This is a genomic window from Burkholderia metallica, from assembly GCF_902832845.1.
GTDB classification, from domain to species: Bacteria; Pseudomonadota; Gammaproteobacteria; order Burkholderiales; family Burkholderiaceae; genus Burkholderia; species Burkholderia metallica.
Genome location: NZ_CADFDB010000008.1, coordinates 203,770 through 219,930, shown reverse-complemented (window position 1 = coordinate 219,930; position 16,161 = coordinate 203,770). Strand labels below are relative to the sequence as shown.

Genomic DNA, 16,161 nt, shown 5'->3' with positions numbered 1-16,161 from the left:
CGGCGCGCGCGGCGCGGCAAACACTCAGTCGTCACGGTCGTCGTCGAAACGATTGCGCTGCGCATGCGTCGCCACCCGCCGGTCCAGCTCGTCGTACCGACGATCGCAGAACAGCCGGCACAGCGTATCGACGTCCGCGCGCGCGTCGACGTCGATCGTGTCGACATGCTGCTCCAGCTTCCCCTTGCCGATCCCGAACAGCCCCTTCTTCATCCGCATCGACACCGCGTTCAGCTGAAAGCCGCCCGCGTGCGCGTCGCTCAGCGCGGTCACCCACAGCTCGCGCTGATCGTCGGCCTGCTGCAGCACGAGCGCCGGCAACGGGCCGTCCTGCGTGTCGTTCCATTCGGCATGCTGCGCGGCCCACGGGAATGCGTCGAACGCACGGGTAAACGACGCGTAGTCCGTCTCTCCCTGCGGATCGAGCTGCTTGAAATCGTAGCCGACTTTCTGAATGGAATACGTCAACATGGTGCGGCGCTCCCGGTGGCGGTCATGGCGACCGAACGTCAATCTACCCGACAATCAGGCGTGCATGCCAATTTTTCGCCACGCCCGCTATACCGCCACCGCCTCTCCGCCCAGATACGCATCGCGCACGCGCTCGTCGTCGAGCAGCGCGGTCGCGGGCCCTTCGAGCACGACGCGCCCCGTCTGCAGCACGTACCCGTAATGCGCGATCTCCAGCGCGAGGCTCGCGTTCTGCTCGACCATGAACACGGTCACGCCCTGCCGGTTGATCGTATCGATCAACGCCAGCACCTTGTCGACGTAGAGCGGCGACAGCCCCATCGTCGGTTCGTCCATGCAGATCAGCTTCGGTCGCGCCATCAGCGCCCGCGCCATCGCAAGCATCTGCTGCTCGCCGCCCGACAGCGTGCCCGCCCGCTGCGTCAGCCGCTCGCGTACCCGAGGAAACAGGTCGAGCACGCGCTCATAGTCTTCCGCCACCGCCGCGCGGTCGCCGCGCGTGTACGCGCCCATCAGCAGATTTTCGCGCACGCTCATGTCGCCGAACAGCCGCCGCGCCTCGGGCACGGCCGCTATCCCGCGCCGCACGCGCTGCGGTGTCGCGAGCGTCGTCACGTCGTGGCCATCGAAGCGCACGACGCCGCGGCGCGGCCGCATCAAGCCGAGAATCAGCTTCATCGTCGTCGACTTGCCGCTCGCGTTGCCGCCGAGCAGGCTGACGATCTGTCCGCGGCCGACTTCGACGTTCACGTCGAAATGCACCTGCACCGGCCCGTAGAACGTGTCGAGGTGTTCGAGTTTCAGCAGCGCATCGGTCATGGTCGTGGTGATGGTCGTGGTCGTGTCGGGTCCGGAAGTCGGTGCGCTCATGCGGCCGCCTGCGCCGCGCGCTCGGCCGGCGCGCCGCCCGCATGGCGACGGCCGAGGTACGCCTCGATCACGCGCGGATCGTGCCTCACGTCGCGCGGCGCGCCTTCGGCGATCTTCACGCCGTTGTCGAGCACCATCACGCGGTCGGACACGCGCATCACGAGTTCGAGCTTGTGCTCGATCAGCAAAATCGTCAGGCCGCGCGCCTTCAGCGACTGGATCAGTTGCAGCATCTCGGCCGTCTCCGTCTCGTTCATCCCGGCCGTCGGTTCGTCGAGCAGCAGCAGGCGCGGGTGCAGCGCGAGCGCGCGGCCGATCTCCACACGCCGCCGGTTCGCATACGACAGGCTGTGCGCCGGGTGATCGATGCGCGGCGTGAGCCGTTCGCCGAACCCGGCGACGATCGCGCGCGCCTCGTCGCGCAGTGCAGCTTCCTCGCGCCGCACCGCCGCGGGCCGCACGAGCGCGCGCAGCACCTCGGCGGCCGCGCCGAGCACGGGCCAGCCCGGCCGCGCCGCGCGCAGCCGCGCATGCGCGCCGATCAGCACGTTGTCGAGCACGCTCAGGTTGCCGAACACGCGGCCATGCTGGAACGTGCGCGCGAGGCCGAGCGCCGCGAGCCGCTCAGGCGCGGTGCCCGTGATGTCGCGGCCGTCGAACGTCACGCGGCCGGCATCGGGCCGGTCGGCGCCCGCGATCAGGTTGAACAGCGTCGACTTGCCCGCGCCGTTCGGTCCGATCACGCTCAGCAGCTCGCCGTCGGCGAGCGTCAGGCTCGCGCCGTCGAGCGCGGTCACGCCGTCGAACCGGCGCGTCAGGCCCTGCACGTCGAGCAAGGGTCGAAGGGTCGTCATCGCGTGTCTCCTCACACCGTGCCGAGCAGGCCTTGCGGCCGGAACCGGACGAGCAGCAACAGCACGAGGCCATAGATCAGCATCCGGTAGTCGGCCGCCCAGCGGAACAGTTCGGGCAGCCCGATCAGCGCGATCGCGCCTGCGATGCCGCCGAGCACGTTGCCGAGCCCGCCGAGGATCACCATCGTCAGCGCGAGGATCGACACCTGCGAGTCGAAGGTCTGGTGATTGATGTAGCTGTACAGATGCGCGGCAATGCCGCCGCTCACGCCGGCCGCGACGCCACCCACCGCGAACGCGATCGCCTTGTAGCGGTTCGGCGCGATGCCGTGCGCGCGCGCGGCGACGTCGTCCTCGCGCACCGCGCGCAGCGTGCGGCCGAGATGCGAGCGCAGCAGCCGGACCTGCACGAGCGCGAATACGACGAGCACCGCGAACGTGAACCAATACGCGGCACGTGCGGTGGTCGCCCACGGCAGCGGCGCGATGCCGGTGATGCCGAGCGGGCCGCGCGTCAGGCCGTCCCAGTTCAGGATCACGAGGCTCACCACTTCGCCGATGCCGAGCGTCGCGATCGACACGTAGTGCCCGCGCAGCCGGAACGCCGGATAGACGAGCAGCGTGCCGAGCACGGCGGTGATCGCGCCCGCGCACGGAATCGTCACGGCCGGCGACCAGCCGAGATCCGACGACAGCAGCGCCGACGCATACGCGCCGATCACGAGCAGCGCGGCATGGCCGAGCGAGATCTGCCCGACCGTGCCCGCGACGAGCGTGAGGCTCAGCGCGAGCAGCCCGTACAGCCACGCGTTGGTCAGCGTCTGCAGCACGTACGGCGACGCACCGAGCCACGGCAGCACTGCCGCCAGCGCGATCAGCCCGACGAGCAGCGGGCGCGGCACGCGCACGGCCTTCGCGGCCGCGAGGAAGGTACCCGTCATCGGCTCGGGCGGCAACGCGCGGTTCGCGCTGAACAACCCGTTCGGCCGCCAGACGAGAAACACGATCAGCAGTCCGAACGCGAACAGGTCGCGATAGCTGGTGCCGAACAGCGCGACGCCGTAGCTTTCGACGAGACCGAGCAGCAGGCTGCCGGCGATCGCGCCCGGCACGTTGCCGAGCCCGCCGATCAGCAGCGCGACCACGCCCTTCAGCGTCGCCTGGAAGCCCATCGCCGGATCGATGCTGTTGTAGTACATGCCGACCAGCAGCCCGCTCACGCCGCCGAGCGCGCACGCGATCGCGAACACGGTCTGGTTCACGCGGTCGACGTCGACGCCCATCTGCAGCGCCGCGTCGCGATCCTGCGCGGTCGCGCGCACGGCCCAGCCGAGCCGCGTGAAGCGCAGGAAGCCGTACAGCAGCGCGGCCGCCGCGATGCCGATGCCCGCGATCAGCAGGTCGAGCGAGCCGAGCGTCGCGCCGGCGATCCGCAGATGCCAGTCGGGCAGCGGCGTCGGCACCGCGCGCGGGTCCGCGCCGAACGCGAGCTGCGCGAGCTGGTCGAGGATGAAGCTGATGCCGATCGTCGCGAGCAGCGGCGCGATGCGTGCCGCGTGGCGCAGCGGCCGCAACCCGATCCGCTCGATCGCGACGCCGAGCGCGCCGCAGCCGACGACGACCGCCGCGAGCGCGACCGGCAGCGGCAGCCCGAAGCGCGTCAGGCACAGCCAGCCGATGAACGCGCCGACCATGTAGACCGAGCCGTGCGCGAAGTTGATCAGGTGCGACACGCCGAAGATCAGCGCGAGCCCGACCGCGAGCAGCGCGTAGATGTTGCCGACGATGAGGCCGTTGAGCGTGTAGTCGAGCCAGGAAGCCATCACGATGCGTCCGTTGCGTGCATTCGGTTCAGGTTCAGCGCGCCGCGAGCTGCGGCTTCGCGCCGTCCCACAGCGCCCACTGCCCCTGCTTCACGACGAGATACACGGTGCGCGCGCCCGCGACGCGGCGCGTCTGCGGGTCGAAGCGCACCTTGCCGAAGATCACGCTCGGCACGTCGGCGATCTTCGCGAAGCCATCGTGCGCGGCCTGGCGCGTGGTGCCGTAGCGGCGCAGCACCTCGGCCGACAGGATCAGCGCGTCGTACGCGCGGGCGACGAACGAATCGGGATCGGCATGGAATTTCGCGCGATAGCGCTGCACGAACGCCTGCACCTCGGGGCGCGGCTCGGCCGGGAAGAAGTTCGATTCCGTATAGACGCCGTCGACGGCCGCGCCGCCCAGTTCGAGGAATTTCGGCGAATACACGGAGCCGACCGCCGCGATCGGCAGCGTGACGCCCGACGTGCGCGCCTGGCGCACGATCTGCGCGCCGTCCGCGTAGTACGAGATCAGCACGATCGAGTCGGGCTTCGCTGCACCGATCCGTACGAGCGTCGAACGGAAGTCCTTTTCGGTCGGCTGATAGCCTTCGGCCGCGACGACCTGTGCGCCGAGCCCCGTCACCGCCTTCGCGAAGATGTCCTTGCTGGTGCGGCCCCAGTCGGTGTTCAGGTACAGCACCGCGATCCGCTTGAAGCCGAGTTCCTTCACCGCGTAGCGCGCGAGCAGCGGCTGTTCCTCGGCCTGGCTGAGCGCGGTGCTCCACAGGTAGTCGCCGCCCTTCGTGAAGTCCGGATGCGAGTTCGTGAAGCCGAACTGGATCAGTTGCCCGCGCTGGTAGATCGGCGACGCGGCCATCGACGTCGCGCTGGAGAAGTCGCCCAGCTCGATCGCGATGCGCGGATCGGCGACGAACTTCTGCGCGATCGCCACCGCCTGACGCGGGTCGCTGCGGCTGTCCTGGAAGTCGATCGCGAGCGGCCGGCCGTGAATGCCGCCGCTGCCGTTGATCTCGTCGAGTGCGAGATCGAAGCCGCGTTTCCATTGTTCGCCGTACTGCGCGTCCTGGCCCGTGAGCGGCCCGCTCACGCCGATCACCACCGGCTCGCCCGACACGCCGGCCGCGAGCGCGCCGCCCGTCGACAAGCCCCATGCGGCCGCGAGCGCCGCCACCGTGCCCAGCACGCGCCGCCATGCGCCGCGTGCGTCGTTCCCCGAAACGTTCATGCGTCCCCCAGCTTCAGTCAGTCGAAAAGAGTGAGGGCATGTAACCATCCGGTTCAGGACGATCCAACGAAGTTTTGCGCATATCGATATCGCGCGCGGCGCGAAGCGGACGAGTCCCGCGAACGGCGCTGCGCCCACCCGCGTCGCGCGATGCAGCGGCGCGCGTCGCATCGCATTGATTCGATTGGCGTTTCGTTCATGTCATCGGTCGCAACCGACGCACGCTCGCGCGGGACCGGCGCTCGCGACGCGCGTGCCGTTCGCAGGATTCGCGCTGTCGATAGCAAAAATCATTATATGAATCGCGCATGCTCGCGCTCCTACAATGCGCAAATCGCATCATCGGAACGCGTCATGGAGCTGCATCAACTCGAAGCCTTTTCCGCGGTCATGTCGGCCGGCAGCGTGACCGGCGCGGGCGAACTGCTCGGCCGCTCGCAGCCGGCCGTCACGCGACAGATCCAGGAGCTCGAAGCCGATCTCGGCTACGCGCTGTTCGACCGGCACGGCCCGCGCGTCACGCCGACGCGGCGCGCGTTCCTGCTCTACGAGGAAGTCGAACGCTCGCTGGTCGGCCTGCGCGCGATCGAGGCACGCGCCCGGGCGCTCGGCGACGACACGGCCGAACCCGTGCGCATCGCGGCGACGCCTTCGCTCGCGGCCACGCTCGTGCCGGCCGCGCTCGCCGCACTGCCCGACGGCGCCCACGCGCCGCATTACCAGTTGCGCAGCGAATCGGCCGAGCACGTCGTGCACGAAGTGCTGGCCGGCACGGCCGATGTCGGCGTCGTCACGCTGCCGATGGCGCATGCGGGGCTCGACGTGCACTGGATCGCGCAAACGCCGTGCGTCGCCGTGCTGCCCGCCGGCGACCCGCTCGCGGCGCAGCCGCGCATCGCGCTGCGCGATCTCGCGCGCCGCCGCATCGTGACGGTCGCGAACCGGCACCGGCTGCGCCAGCGGATCGACGCGGCGTTCGCGGCCGCGCGCGTCGATGCCCGCGTGTTCATCGAAACCAATGCGTCGCTGAATGCGGTGATGGCCGCACGCGCGGGCATCGGCATCGGCATCGTCGATCCGGCGACGGGCGTCGCGCTGCCGGTGGACGGGGTGGTCGCGCGCCCGCTCGATGTCGACATTCCGTTCGCGTTCGGCGTCGCGACGCCGGCCGGCAAGGCGCGCACGGCGGCCGTCGATGCGCTGCTCGATGCGTTGCACCGGACGACGCGCACGTTGCTCGACGACGTGGTCTTTCACGACGCTGCCGCGCACGACGCACTGCTGCGCGGCGACCGGCTGCGCACCGAACGTACGCCGCGCGGTGCCGCCCGCGCGACGCGTGCACGCCGTACGCGCGCGGAGGCCGCATGACGACGCCCGCCGCATTGAATGCACTCGAAGCGCGCCTCGCGCAAGACCTGCGCTGGCTCGACCTGCCCGCGCCGTCATGGGTGCCGCCGCGCGAAGCCGACGGCACGCGCGTGCTCGACGTCGCGATCGTCGGCGGCGGCATGGCCGGGCTCGCGGCGTCCGCCGAACTGCGCCTGCTCGGCATCGACAACCAGTGCGTGATCGACCGCGCGCCGGCCGGCTACGAAGGGCCGTGGGTCACGTTCGCGCGGATGGACACGCTGCGCTCGCCGAAGCAGCTCGCCGGGCCCGCGCTCGGGCTGCCCGCGCTGACGTTCCGCGCATGGTTCGAAGCGCAACACGGCCGCGACGCGTGGGACGCGCTCTACAAGATTCCGCGCACGCAATGGATGGACTACCTGCGCTGGTACCGGCGCGTGCTCGACCTGCCGGTGCGCAACGACACCACGCTCGTCGCGCTGCGTCCGCGCGACGACGGCCTGCTCGCGCTCGACGTGCGCGGCAACGGTGAAGCGCGGACGCTGCTCGCGCGGCACGTGGTACTCGCGACCGGCCGCGACGGCCTCGGCGGCCCGTACGTGCCGCCCGTCGCGCAACGCGCGCCGCGCACGCGCTGGGCGCATTCGTCCGAGCCGATCGATTTCGCGGCGCTCGCGGGCAAGCGTGTCGGCGTGGTCGGCGCGGGCGCATCCGCGTTCGACAATGCGGGCACCGCGCTCGAAGCCGGCGCCGCACGCGTCGACCTGTTCTTCCGCCGCGCGGACATTCCGCGCATCAACAAGCTGACGGGCATCGGCAGCCCGGGCCTCGTGCACGGCTATGCCGATCTCGACGACGCGACGAAGTGGCGCTTCATGCACTACGCGCTGACGTCGCAGACGCCGCCGCCACGCGACAGCGTGCTGCGCGTGTCGCGTCACGACCATGCGCATTTTCATGCAGGCAGCCCGATCGAGACGCTCGCCGAACACGCGGGGGGCCTCGACGTGACGACGCCGCGCGGCCGCCATACGGTCGACTTCCTGATCTTCGCGACCGGTTTCCATTCGGACTGGACGACCCGCGCGGAATTCGCGTCGTTCGGCGCGCAGGTGCGGCGCTGGAAGGATCGCTATCGACCGGAACCGGGCACGTGGCTCGACGAACTCGCCGAGTCGCCCGATCTGGGCCCCGCGTTCGCGTTCCAGGAACGCGAGCCCGGCGCATGCGCGGCCGTCACGCGCATCCACTGCTTCAACCACGCGGCGAGCCTGAGCCACGGCAAGCTGTCCGGCGATATCCCGGCCATCAGCGCGGGCGCCGCGCGACTCGCGCGCGGGATTGCGAGCCGGCTGTTCGACGCGGACCGCGATCGTCACTACGACGCGCTCGTCGCGTATGCGAACGCCGAGCTGCAAGGCGACGAATGGCGCGACGCCGACGCGTGAACGCGCGTCCATCGATCACATTGACGACGAAAGGAATCCGAAAGATGACCGAATCCATCACGCCGGCCGATGCGCCGGACACGATCGACGCGATCGCCGGCCTGCGCGCCGACGATGCGGTCGCCGCGCTGCGCCGTGCGCGCGACAAGGTGCGGCTGCATACGCGGCTGAGCGAAGCCGCGCTGTTCGATCCCGCGTTGCCCGATCTTTCGCTTGCCGAACGACTGCACGCGGCACGCTATGTCGCACACGCGTCGAACGCGCACGCATTGGCCGATGCTTATCGGGCACGACTGATCGACGCAGGCGGCACGCCCGACGATATCGCACGGGCAGATGCCGATGCATTCGACGCATTGCCCCGCCGCATCGGCGCGATCCTTGCGCATGCGCGCCTGCTGACGCGCTCCCCCGTCGACGCGCGCCCGTCCGATCTCGACGCACTGAAGTCGGCCGGACTCACGACGCCCGCGATCGTCGCGCTGTCGCAGCTCGTCGCGTTCGTCGCATATCAGTTGCGGGTTGCCGTTGCCGCACGCGCACTGCAGGCCCATGCCACCCGGGAGGCCGCATGACGACGGCCACTCACGGCTTCACGTCCGACACGCTCGGCTGGTGTGCATGGCTCGACACGGTTTCGCTCGATGCGGCGACGCCCGATCAGCTTGCGGTGCTCGACGCGAGCCATCCGCAAGCGAAGACGTCCGACTATTACCTGCTGCTCGTCCACTTGCCCGAGATCCTGCGGCAACGTTCCGGCGTATTCAACGCGATCATGTACGGCCCGGGCGGGCTGTCGCGCGCGGAGCGCGAACTGGCGAGCACGGCCGTGTCGCGCGTGAACGGCTGCGTGTATTGCGCGTCGGTGCATGCGCAGCGCTTCGCGCAGCTCGCGAAACGCACCGACGCGATCGAGCAGGTGTTCGACGATCCGGCCACGGCCGGCACGACGGCGCGCGAACGCGCGATCGTCCGCTATGCGATCGCGCTGACGGAGCGGCCCGATACGGTCGACACGACCGACATCGCGGCGCTGGAAGCCGAAGGGCTGACGCATGAGGAGATTCTCGACCTGTCGCACGCGGTCGCGATCTTCGCGTGGGCGAACCGGTTGATGCTGACGCTGGGCGAGCCGGTGTTTCCGGAACCGGCGGCCCGCGCCTGACCTGTGGCGGTACCTGCACCTCGACACGGGATCGGCCCGATCGCGGCGCGACATCGCGTGCCCATGTGCGTCATCGCGGACGCGCATGGCGCGCGCCCGGCCTGCGCGTCAAAACACGCCCGGAATCAGCCGGTACCGCACCTTCTCCTTGTACGCACGATAATCCGCATCTTCCGACAACACCCTTTCCTCGAGACTGATCCGCCCGATCTGCAGCAGCATCCAGGTGGTGATCATGAACACGTTTCGCGCGCTGTAGTTGGCGAGCAGGAAACCGATTTCGGACAACAGGTAGGACGCATAGATCGGGTGACGCACGAACCGGTACGCACCGACCGAAACGACCCCGCGATTGGCGGGCAGCAGACCGAACGAGCGCCCCAGTGACAGTTTCGCGCACAGCTGGCACGCAATCCCGCAAAATTGCAAAGTTGCGCCGGCCCACTCGGGAATCAGTTGGGTACTGGCGTCCAGTTGATAGGCGAGGCAGTAGAACGAGCCGCCAACGGAAAAGCACACCGCGACCGGATGCCAGTCGCGCCGCTTCGGCAATTTCGCGAATGCCGACAATCCCACGGTCAGTGCCGCGGAGACCAGCAGCAGGATCAACGTGATCCGGCCCGGATTCTGGCGCCACGGTAGATAAGCCAGATAGGCAAACAGGCCTAGCACGGTCACCGAGCACACGCGAGCGCCCAGTTCGACCAGATTGATCGGCTCCGACGCCCCTTCCGCCTCCGCGGCATGCGGCATCCGGGCGTCTTGCGCACATTCCCCCCGCCTTCCGGCATCCTGTGTGACCTGTGTCATCTTGTCGACCCCGTCATTCATGCGTTTTTTTATTGCCGATTCAGATTAGCATGCCGAACCAGTTCAAGCGGGCCCAAGTTTTGACTTTGTGATGCGGATTAGTGTAATTCCCGAGAATATCGCCGAATGAAAAGCCGGAAGGGTTGAATATCCCGGTTGCCGCTCGGTACGCCGCATTCCACACTCCGGGCGGATGAAACGATTCCCGTTCTGCGGAAATCGACTGGCTCGTATTACGACGGAATCGGGCCCGGGTAAACGCCATGTATGCAACGGCTGCGATCGCAACGGAAACGACGCCCGGCCGCGCACTTCGCGCCGGCCCGCCCTTTCGTACGGCCGCCGCGGCGTCGCCGGGATACCCGCGTCACGCCTTGTGCGTCGACAGCAAAATACTCGTCTCGGTACTCGCGATCCCGTCGATCAGCCGGATCGCGCCGAGCACGCGATCGAAGTGCTCGAGCGAATCCGCATGCAGTTCGGCGACGAGATCCCAGCGCCCGTTGGTGCTGTGGATCGACGCGACGTTCGGATGCCCGCGCAGCACCTTCACCACTTCCGCGCCGCGATTGCCCTGCACGGCGATCGACATCAGCGCGCGAATGCGGTGCCGCTCCGCCGCCGGCTTGAGCCGCACCGTATAGCCGACGATCACGCCGTTCTTCTCCAGCCGCGTCAGCCGGTTCTGCACGGTCGCGCGCGCGACGCGCAGTTCCTTCGCCAGCGCGACGACGGGCAGTCGCGCGTTGTCGCGCAGCAGCGCGATGAGCTGTCGGTCGACGTCGTCGAGCGTGATCATGAACGGGCCTTCCTGTTGAGCGTGAGCCGGCCGCCAGCATGCCGGACGTCGTGCATTTCGATCCATGCGAACTGAACAAACTGCCGGATCTGGCTGGCATTTTGCCAAGTCTATCGATAAATCTGCCACTTTTGCCGTCTTTTTGTTGGCTCGACTCGCGGAAATAATGACTCCATCGACCGGCTGAACACGCCGCGCCGCCGCTTTCCACAAGGCCCGGACCCGCGCCGAAACACCGCCCGGTCGACCCGAGCGCCAGGACACCCGTACCGGCACTGAATATGGAGACAGACCGATGACCCGCTTCCTCGACGTTCCCGCCACCGCGCGACTGATCGCCCAAACCGGCGTCACGACGTTCCTGCGCGAACTCGTCGACACGCTGCGCGCCGATTACCTGCACTGGGCCGACTTCGACAAGTCGCCGCGCGTCGCGTGCCACTCGCGCGACGGCGTGATCGAACTGATGCCCGTCGCGAACGCGTCGCTGTTCGCGTTCAAGTACGTGAACGGCCACCCCGTCAACGCCGCGCGCGGCATGCACACGGTGATGGCGTTCGGCGCGCTGGCCGAAGTCGATACCGGCTACCCGCTGCTGCTGGCCGAACTGACGCTGACCACCGCGCTGCGCACGGCCGCGACGTCGGTGCTCGCCGCGCAAGTCCTCGCCCGCCCCGATTCGCACACGATGGCGCTGATCGGCAACGGCGCGCAGAGCGAATTCCAGGCGATCGCGTTTCACACGCTGCTCGGCATCGACGAAATCCGCGTGTTCGACGTCGATCCGCACGCGACCGAGAAGCTCGTGCGGAACCTCGCCGCGTACCCTGAACTGCGCGTCGTGCGTGCCGCGTCGACCGCCGACGCGGTGCGCGGCGCCGACATCGTGACGACCGTCACCGCCGACAAGGCGTACGCGACGATCGTCACGACCGACATGATCGAGCCCGGCATGCACGTGAACGCCGTCGGCGGCGATTGCCCCGGCAAGACCGAACTCGAAGCGGGCGTGCTGCATGCGGGCCGCGTGTTCGTCGAATTCGAGCCGCAGTCGCGCATCGAAGGCGAGATCCAGCAGATGCCGGCCGACTTCCCCGTCACCGAGCTGTGGCGCGTGCTGCAGCGCGAGACGACCGGCCGCGATCGCGCGGACGAAGTCACGGTGTTCGACTCGGTCGGCTTCGCGCTGGAAGACTACTCGGCGCTGCGCTACCTGTATGCGCTCGCGCAGCAGCACAACGCGGGCGTCGAGATCGCGCTGATTCCGCCGGCCGTCGACCCGAAGAACCTGTTCGCGCTGATCGACGACCCGGCCGCGATCGCGCAGGGTCACGCGGCGTACGTGACCGAAGCCGTCGCCGCGCTCGCGCGCTGACCGTCATCCACGGGCGGCCGGCGCGCCGCCCGCTTTCCTGCCCTTCGCTCCCGTCTTTCATGAACCTCGTATCGATCCAGGCGCCGGCCGCCGTCGTGATGATCCGGCCGCACCGCTTCCTGCCGAACCCGCAGACCGCGGCCGACAACGCGTTCCAGCGCACGGCCGGCGGCGGTGCGGGCGGCCCGGAGTCGCGCGTATCGGCCGCCGCGTGCGACGAAGTCACGGCCGCCGCGCAGACGGTCGCCGATGCGGGCGTGCGCGTGCATGTGTTCGACGATCACGGCGAGCGCGACACGCCCGATTCCGTGTTCCCGAACAACTGGTTTTCGACGCACCCGGGCGGCCACGTCGCGCTGTATCCGATGGCGAGCCCGAACCGCCGCCGCGAGCGGCGCGCGGACGTGATCGAGATGCTGAAGGCCGAGTACCGCGTGCAGGACGTGATCGACTATTCGGGCCTCGAATACGACGACGTGTTCCTCGAAGGCACCGGCGCGATGGTGCTAGATCACGTCGCACGGATCGCATACACCGCGCGTTCGCGCCGCGCCGATCCGGTCGCGCTCGAACGCTTCTGCACGCACTTCAATTTCGAGCCGATCTGCTTCGATACGGCCGATGCCGACGGGCGGCCGATCTATCACACGAACGTGATGATGAGCGTCGCGACCGAGTTCGCGATGGTGGGCCTCGACCTGATCGCCGACAGCCGGCGTCGTGCCGAGATCGCGCAACGCCTGACTGAAACGGGTCGCGCGGTGATCGCGCTCGATCAGTCGCAGATCGCGAACTTCGCGGGCAATACGCTGGAATTGTCGGGAAGAAACGGGCGTGTGCTTGCGCTGTCGCGGCGGGCGTTCGATTGCCTCACACTTGACCAGCGCGCGACGATCGAGCGCTCCGCGCGGTTACTGCCGCTCGACGTGCCGACGATCGAACTGGCCGGCGGATCGGTGCGCTGCATGCTCGCGGGGATTCATCTCGCGCGGCGGGCGGCCGCGCCGGATGCGATCGCCGTGGAATCGGCCGCATCGCCACGCGAGACGACGGCGCAAATCTGACCGGCAGGCTCACAAAGCGCAAACGGCTGCCGATGCGATGCAACGGCTGCCGTTTTTTCGTTCGAAGGGCATTGAATCGGCGAGTGTCGGCCCGCATCGGCAACGCTGCGGAATGCTCCGGCATCCGAACGATACCGGCGCCCGCGGCGCCGCTCACCCGGCCAGCAGCTTCAACCCCGCCGGCAGCGTTTCGCCGAACACGCGCACCGTGTCGGCTTCGTCGAATGCAATCGCCTCGCGCACCATGTCGATCCACGCCGTCGACGCATTCGCGGCCGACAGGCGCTTGATCACCGCGTCGCGCGTGTCGTCCGGCAGGTCGCGTGAACGGTCGCCGGTCATCCGCGCGATCTGCGCGGCCGCGAACGCGGCAGGTTCGACCTGCTTCCAGTCGAGCGCGAACAGCGCATCGAGCCAGCCCTTCGCGACTTCCGCAGGCACGACACTGTGCGCGCTGCCGTAGAACGGCCGCCGCGCACCGATGCGCCCGAGCGCCCACGCGCACAGCGCACGCTCGGCCGGCTTCTGCAATTGCGCGATCAGCCGTTCGGCCAGCTCGACCTTGCGCTCGACCGGCAATCGTTCGAGCGAAGCAGACAGCCGCGTCATGTCGGCCGGCCCGACCTTGCCCGGATCGAACGGCAGCTTGCGCCGCTTGTCGTCGGTCGGTTCGAGGAACGCGATCGCGTCGCGCACCTGCGTCTGCGCATCGTCGTCGAGGCCGCCGGCCACGCGCCGCCACAGCGTCCACCACTCCGACCACACCTGGCCGTCGTTCACATATTGAATGCCGTCGTCGAACAGCGGCCACAGCTGCTCGATGCGCCATGCATCGAGCGGATGGCCGAAGCCCGGGCGCAGGCAATAGCCGGCGAGGTTCAGCCACGCGCGTTCGTGATCGGCCGAGCGCCGGCGCCGCCGCGCGCGCGCCAGCAACGCGTCGAACAGTTCGCGCGCGAGTGCGACGTCCCACGCGTCGCGCGGGCCGAGCACGTGTTCCAGTTGCGCGCGCAACCGTCGCGTGTCTTTCGGCGTGACGCCGGCGGCCTTGCTGCCGAACGAACGCTCGATCAGCTCGATCGCCTGGTCGAGACGCGGATGCCGCGCGGGCGCATCGTCGCCTTGCGCGGGTGTATCGCCGCGCAACTGGAATTCGAGCCGCCAGCGGCGCGCCGTGTCGTCGGTCGCGATGCAGTGCATTTCGAGCGTGCCGACTTCGGTCAGCGACGCGCTGAGCTTCACCGGCGTTTCGCGCGCAGCGCCGGCCGCCTTCGCATCGACGACCGTCGCGATCGGCGGCAGCCGCACGAAATCGCCGCCGTCGAGATCGACGAGATCGCCGGGCCGGTACGCGGTGTCCGCCACCGTCGACACGAGGTGGAAGCGCACCGGCTGCCCGAGTTGCAGCGCGAACGTGCGATCGTCGAGCCGGATCTCGTGCCCCTCCTGCGCGCCGCGCGGCAGCAGGCAGACGCCGCGCGCAGCCGCATCGGCGGCGGCGGCGCCGTCGAGCACGAGGAAATAGCTGCGCGCGGAGCCGCCGCCGATGCGCGGTGCGTGCCCGGCGCGCGCGAGCCCGTAGGCCACCGCGCCGCGCGCGACCGCGACGTCCGGATGCGCGTTGTGCAGCACGTCGAGCGGCGCGCCGCGCCACGCGCCGAGCGTCTGCGCGAGACGGCCGGCGAGCGCGCCCGCGCGGAACACGCCGCCGTTGAGCAGCAGCGTGTCGGGCAGCGGGCCTTCCGCATGACGATTCAGGAACGCGGCGACGTGCCGCGTGACAGCCGCATCGCTCGCATACGGCAGCCCGAATTCGACGATCGCGGCGCGCGCACGGCGCGGCAACTCGCCGGCTTCGACCTGCGGAAAGAAACCTTCGACGACGATCTGCTCGACTTCCCGCCGCGTCAGCTCGGCCGAACGCGCGCCGCCGACCAGCTTGCTGCCCGCGCGGAGCAGCGTGACGTTGACGGATTCGGGCGCGTCGTCGCCGAGCAGCCGCTCCTTCGCCGCGCGGCAGCGCTCGACGAGCTGCGACAGGCTCGCGGCGGAGAGCCGCGTGCCGGGCTCGGTGAGGCGCGTTTCGACCAGCCGCGCAAGCGCGAGGTCCATGTTGTCGCCGCCGAGCATCAGGTGATTGCCGACGCCGACGCGTGTGAAGGTCGGCTCGCCGTCGTCGCCCGGCGCGACATCGACGAGCGTGAGGTCGGTCGTGCCGCCGCCGACGTCGCAGATCAGCACGCGCCGCGCGGCGGCGAACGTGTCGCGCAGCGTGTCGCGCTGACCGTACAGCCAGTCGTAGAACGCGGCTTGCGGCTCTTCCAGCAGCCGCAGCGCGGGCAGCTTCGCGCGTCTGGCGGCCTCGACCGTCAGTGCGCGCGCGCCGTCGTCGAACGACGCAGGCACCGTCAGGATCACGTCCTGCTTCGCGAGCGGCGCATCGGGAAAACGCGCGTCCCACGCATCGCGCACGTGCGCGAGATAGCTCGCGCTCGCGTCGACCGGCGACACCTTGTCGACGCCGTCGGCCGCGCCCCACGGCAGGATCGCCGCGAGCCGGTCGACCGACGCGTGCGACAGCCAGCTCTTCGCGCTGGTGACGAGCCGGCCCGGCACCTGCGCGCCGAGCGTGCGCGCATAGCGGCCGATCACGGGCGGCGGCGCGTCACCCGCGCCGCCGTCACGTGCGCCGGCCGCCTGCCACGGCAACCGCAACGCGTGCGCCGCGAGCTCGCCGGCCGCCGGGTGATAGCGCACCGACGGCAGCAGCGGCTGCGCGGCCACCGCGCCGGGGCCGACCAGCTGCTCGACGTCGAACACGCGGATCGCGTCGGAACCGGCCTCGACGTACGCGACGACCGTATTGCTCGTGCCGAGGTCGATCCCGACCGTATAACGCTTCAT

At 69.4% G+C, this 16,161-nt stretch carries 14 protein-coding genes; 6 read left to right on the top strand and 8 right to left on the bottom strand.

All coding sequences use genetic code 11. From position 1 onward, the window contains the following. Positions 1-24: 24 nt before the first annotated feature. The 5 genes from HWX08_RS22595 to HWX08_RS22575 form a co-directional block, all read right to left on the bottom strand. A complete protein-coding gene (locus tag HWX08_RS22595) occupies positions 25-471 on the bottom strand; it encodes a hypothetical protein (protein WP_174922895.1) in 447 nt (148 codons plus the stop codon). Between the two features lie 87 nt (positions 472-558). After that, positions 559-1,341, bottom strand: coding sequence for an ABC transporter ATP-binding protein (locus HWX08_RS22590; protein WP_174922896.1), 783 nt, complete (start codon positions 1,339-1,341; stop codon positions 559-561). Further along, on the bottom strand, positions 1,338-2,195 hold the full coding sequence (locus HWX08_RS22585; protein ID WP_175807077.1) for an ABC transporter ATP-binding protein: 858 nt from the start codon (positions 2,193-2,195) through the stop codon (positions 1,338-1,340). Before HWX08_RS22585 ends, HWX08_RS22590 begins: the two co-directional genes overlap by 4 nt. An 11-nt stretch (positions 2,196-2,206) precedes the next feature. Further along, complete coding sequence (locus HWX08_RS22580; RefSeq protein WP_174922483.1) at positions 2,207-4,018, bottom strand: ABC transporter permease; 1,812 nt, start codon at positions 4,016-4,018, stop codon at positions 2,207-2,209. Between the two features lie 34 nt (positions 4,019-4,052). Next, entirely contained in the window at positions 4,053-5,246 is a 1,194-nt protein-coding gene (locus tag HWX08_RS22575) for an ABC transporter substrate-binding protein (RefSeq protein ID WP_069259222.1), read from the bottom strand. A gap of 354 nt (positions 5,247-5,600) precedes the next feature. On the opposite strand from HWX08_RS22575, the gene HWX08_RS22570 reads away from it, so the two are divergent. From HWX08_RS22570 to HWX08_RS22555, 4 genes are read left to right on the top strand one after another with little or no spacing between them, the layout of a single operon-like run. After that, the gene (locus HWX08_RS22570) at positions 5,601-6,617 is read left to right on the top strand and encodes a LysR family transcriptional regulator (protein WP_174922478.1); all 1,017 of its coding nucleotides are present in this window, start codon (positions 5,601-5,603) and stop codon (positions 6,615-6,617) included. Then, positions 6,614-8,044: an NAD(P)-binding domain-containing protein gene (locus HWX08_RS22565; protein ID WP_174922477.1), complete on the top strand. Its 1,431-nt coding sequence runs from the start codon at positions 6,614-6,616 to the stop codon at positions 8,042-8,044. The genes HWX08_RS22570 and HWX08_RS22565 overlap by 4 nt, the downstream gene beginning before the upstream one ends. 44 nt (positions 8,045-8,088) lie before the next feature. Next, complete coding sequence (locus HWX08_RS22560) at positions 8,089-8,619, top strand: CMD domain-containing protein (RefSeq protein ID WP_174922476.1); 531 nt, start codon at positions 8,089-8,091, stop codon at positions 8,617-8,619. Beyond that, complete coding sequence (locus tag HWX08_RS22555) at positions 8,616-9,209, top strand: peroxidase-related enzyme (RefSeq protein ID WP_174922475.1); 594 nt, start codon at positions 8,616-8,618, stop codon at positions 9,207-9,209. The genes HWX08_RS22560 and HWX08_RS22555 overlap by 4 nt, the downstream gene beginning before the upstream one ends. Positions 9,210-9,317: 108 nt before the next feature. Here the strand turns inward: HWX08_RS22555 and HWX08_RS22550 are convergent, their stop codons facing one another. Both HWX08_RS22550 and HWX08_RS22545 read right to left on the bottom strand, forming a co-directional pair. After that, positions 9,318-10,019: a methyltransferase family protein gene (locus HWX08_RS22550; protein ID WP_084636147.1), complete on the bottom strand. Its 702-nt coding sequence runs from the start codon at positions 10,017-10,019 to the stop codon at positions 9,318-9,320. 367 nt (positions 10,020-10,386) lie between these two features. Further along, entirely contained in the window at positions 10,387-10,818 is a 432-nt protein-coding gene (locus HWX08_RS22545; protein ID WP_006753967.1) for an Lrp/AsnC family transcriptional regulator, read from the bottom strand. Between the two features lie 295 nt (positions 10,819-11,113). Here HWX08_RS22545 and HWX08_RS22540 point away from each other — a divergent pair, with 295 nt between their 5' ends. Together HWX08_RS22540 and ctlX are read left to right on the top strand one after the other, a co-directional pair. After that, a complete protein-coding gene (locus HWX08_RS22540) occupies positions 11,114-12,193 on the top strand; it encodes an ornithine cyclodeaminase (RefSeq protein ID WP_174922474.1) in 1,080 nt (359 codons plus the stop codon). A 59-nt stretch (positions 12,194-12,252) separates the two neighbouring features. Then, positions 12,253-13,257 (top strand): citrulline utilization hydrolase CtlX, encoded by a 1,005-nt coding sequence (ctlX, locus tag HWX08_RS22535; RefSeq protein WP_174922473.1) that lies wholly within the window; start codon positions 12,253-12,255, stop codon positions 13,255-13,257. A gap of 153 nt (positions 13,258-13,410) precedes the next feature. Here the strand turns inward: ctlX and HWX08_RS22530 are convergent, their stop codons facing one another. Further along, positions 13,411-16,161: an Hsp70 family protein gene (locus HWX08_RS22530; RefSeq protein ID WP_174922472.1), complete on the bottom strand. Its 2,751-nt coding sequence runs from the start codon at positions 16,159-16,161 to the stop codon at positions 13,411-13,413.

Excerpts from the sequence above, each read along its gene's own strand:
- HWX08_RS22595 (WP_174922895.1), bottom strand. The coding sequence starts at position 471 with ATGTTGACGTATTCCATTCAGAAAGTCGGCTACGATTTCAAGCAGCTC.
- HWX08_RS22590 (WP_174922896.1), bottom strand. The coding sequence starts at position 1,341 with ATGAGCGCACCGACTTCCGGACCCGACACGACCACGACCATCACCACG.
- HWX08_RS22585 (WP_175807077.1), bottom strand. The coding sequence starts at position 2,195 with ATGACGACCCTTCGACCCTTGCTCGACGTGCAGGGCCTGACGCGCCGG.
- HWX08_RS22580 (WP_174922483.1), bottom strand. The coding sequence starts at position 4,018 with ATGGCTTCCTGGCTCGACTACACGCTCAACGGCCTCATCGTCGGCAAC.
- HWX08_RS22575 (WP_069259222.1), bottom strand. The coding sequence starts at position 5,246 with ATGAACGTTTCGGGGAACGACGCACGCGGCGCATGGCGGCGCGTGCTG.
- HWX08_RS22570 (WP_174922478.1), top strand. The coding sequence starts at position 5,601 with ATGGAGCTGCATCAACTCGAAGCCTTTTCCGCGGTCATGTCGGCCGGC.
- HWX08_RS22565 (WP_174922477.1), top strand. The coding sequence starts at position 6,614 with ATGACGACGCCCGCCGCATTGAATGCACTCGAAGCGCGCCTCGCGCAA.
- HWX08_RS22560 (WP_174922476.1), top strand. The coding sequence starts at position 8,089 with ATGACCGAATCCATCACGCCGGCCGATGCGCCGGACACGATCGACGCG.
- HWX08_RS22555 (WP_174922475.1), top strand. The coding sequence starts at position 8,616 with ATGACGACGGCCACTCACGGCTTCACGTCCGACACGCTCGGCTGGTGT.
- HWX08_RS22550 (WP_084636147.1), bottom strand. The coding sequence starts at position 10,019 with ATGACACAGGTCACACAGGATGCCGGAAGGCGGGGGGAATGTGCGCAA.
- HWX08_RS22545 (WP_006753967.1), bottom strand. The coding sequence starts at position 10,818 with ATGATCACGCTCGACGACGTCGACCGACAGCTCATCGCGCTGCTGCGC.
- HWX08_RS22540 (WP_174922474.1), top strand. The coding sequence starts at position 11,114 with ATGACCCGCTTCCTCGACGTTCCCGCCACCGCGCGACTGATCGCCCAA.
- ctlX (WP_174922473.1), top strand. The coding sequence starts at position 12,253 with ATGAACCTCGTATCGATCCAGGCGCCGGCCGCCGTCGTGATGATCCGG.
- HWX08_RS22530 (WP_174922472.1), bottom strand. The coding sequence starts at position 16,161 with ATGAAGCGTTATACGGTCGGGATCGACCTCGGCACGAGCAATACGGTC.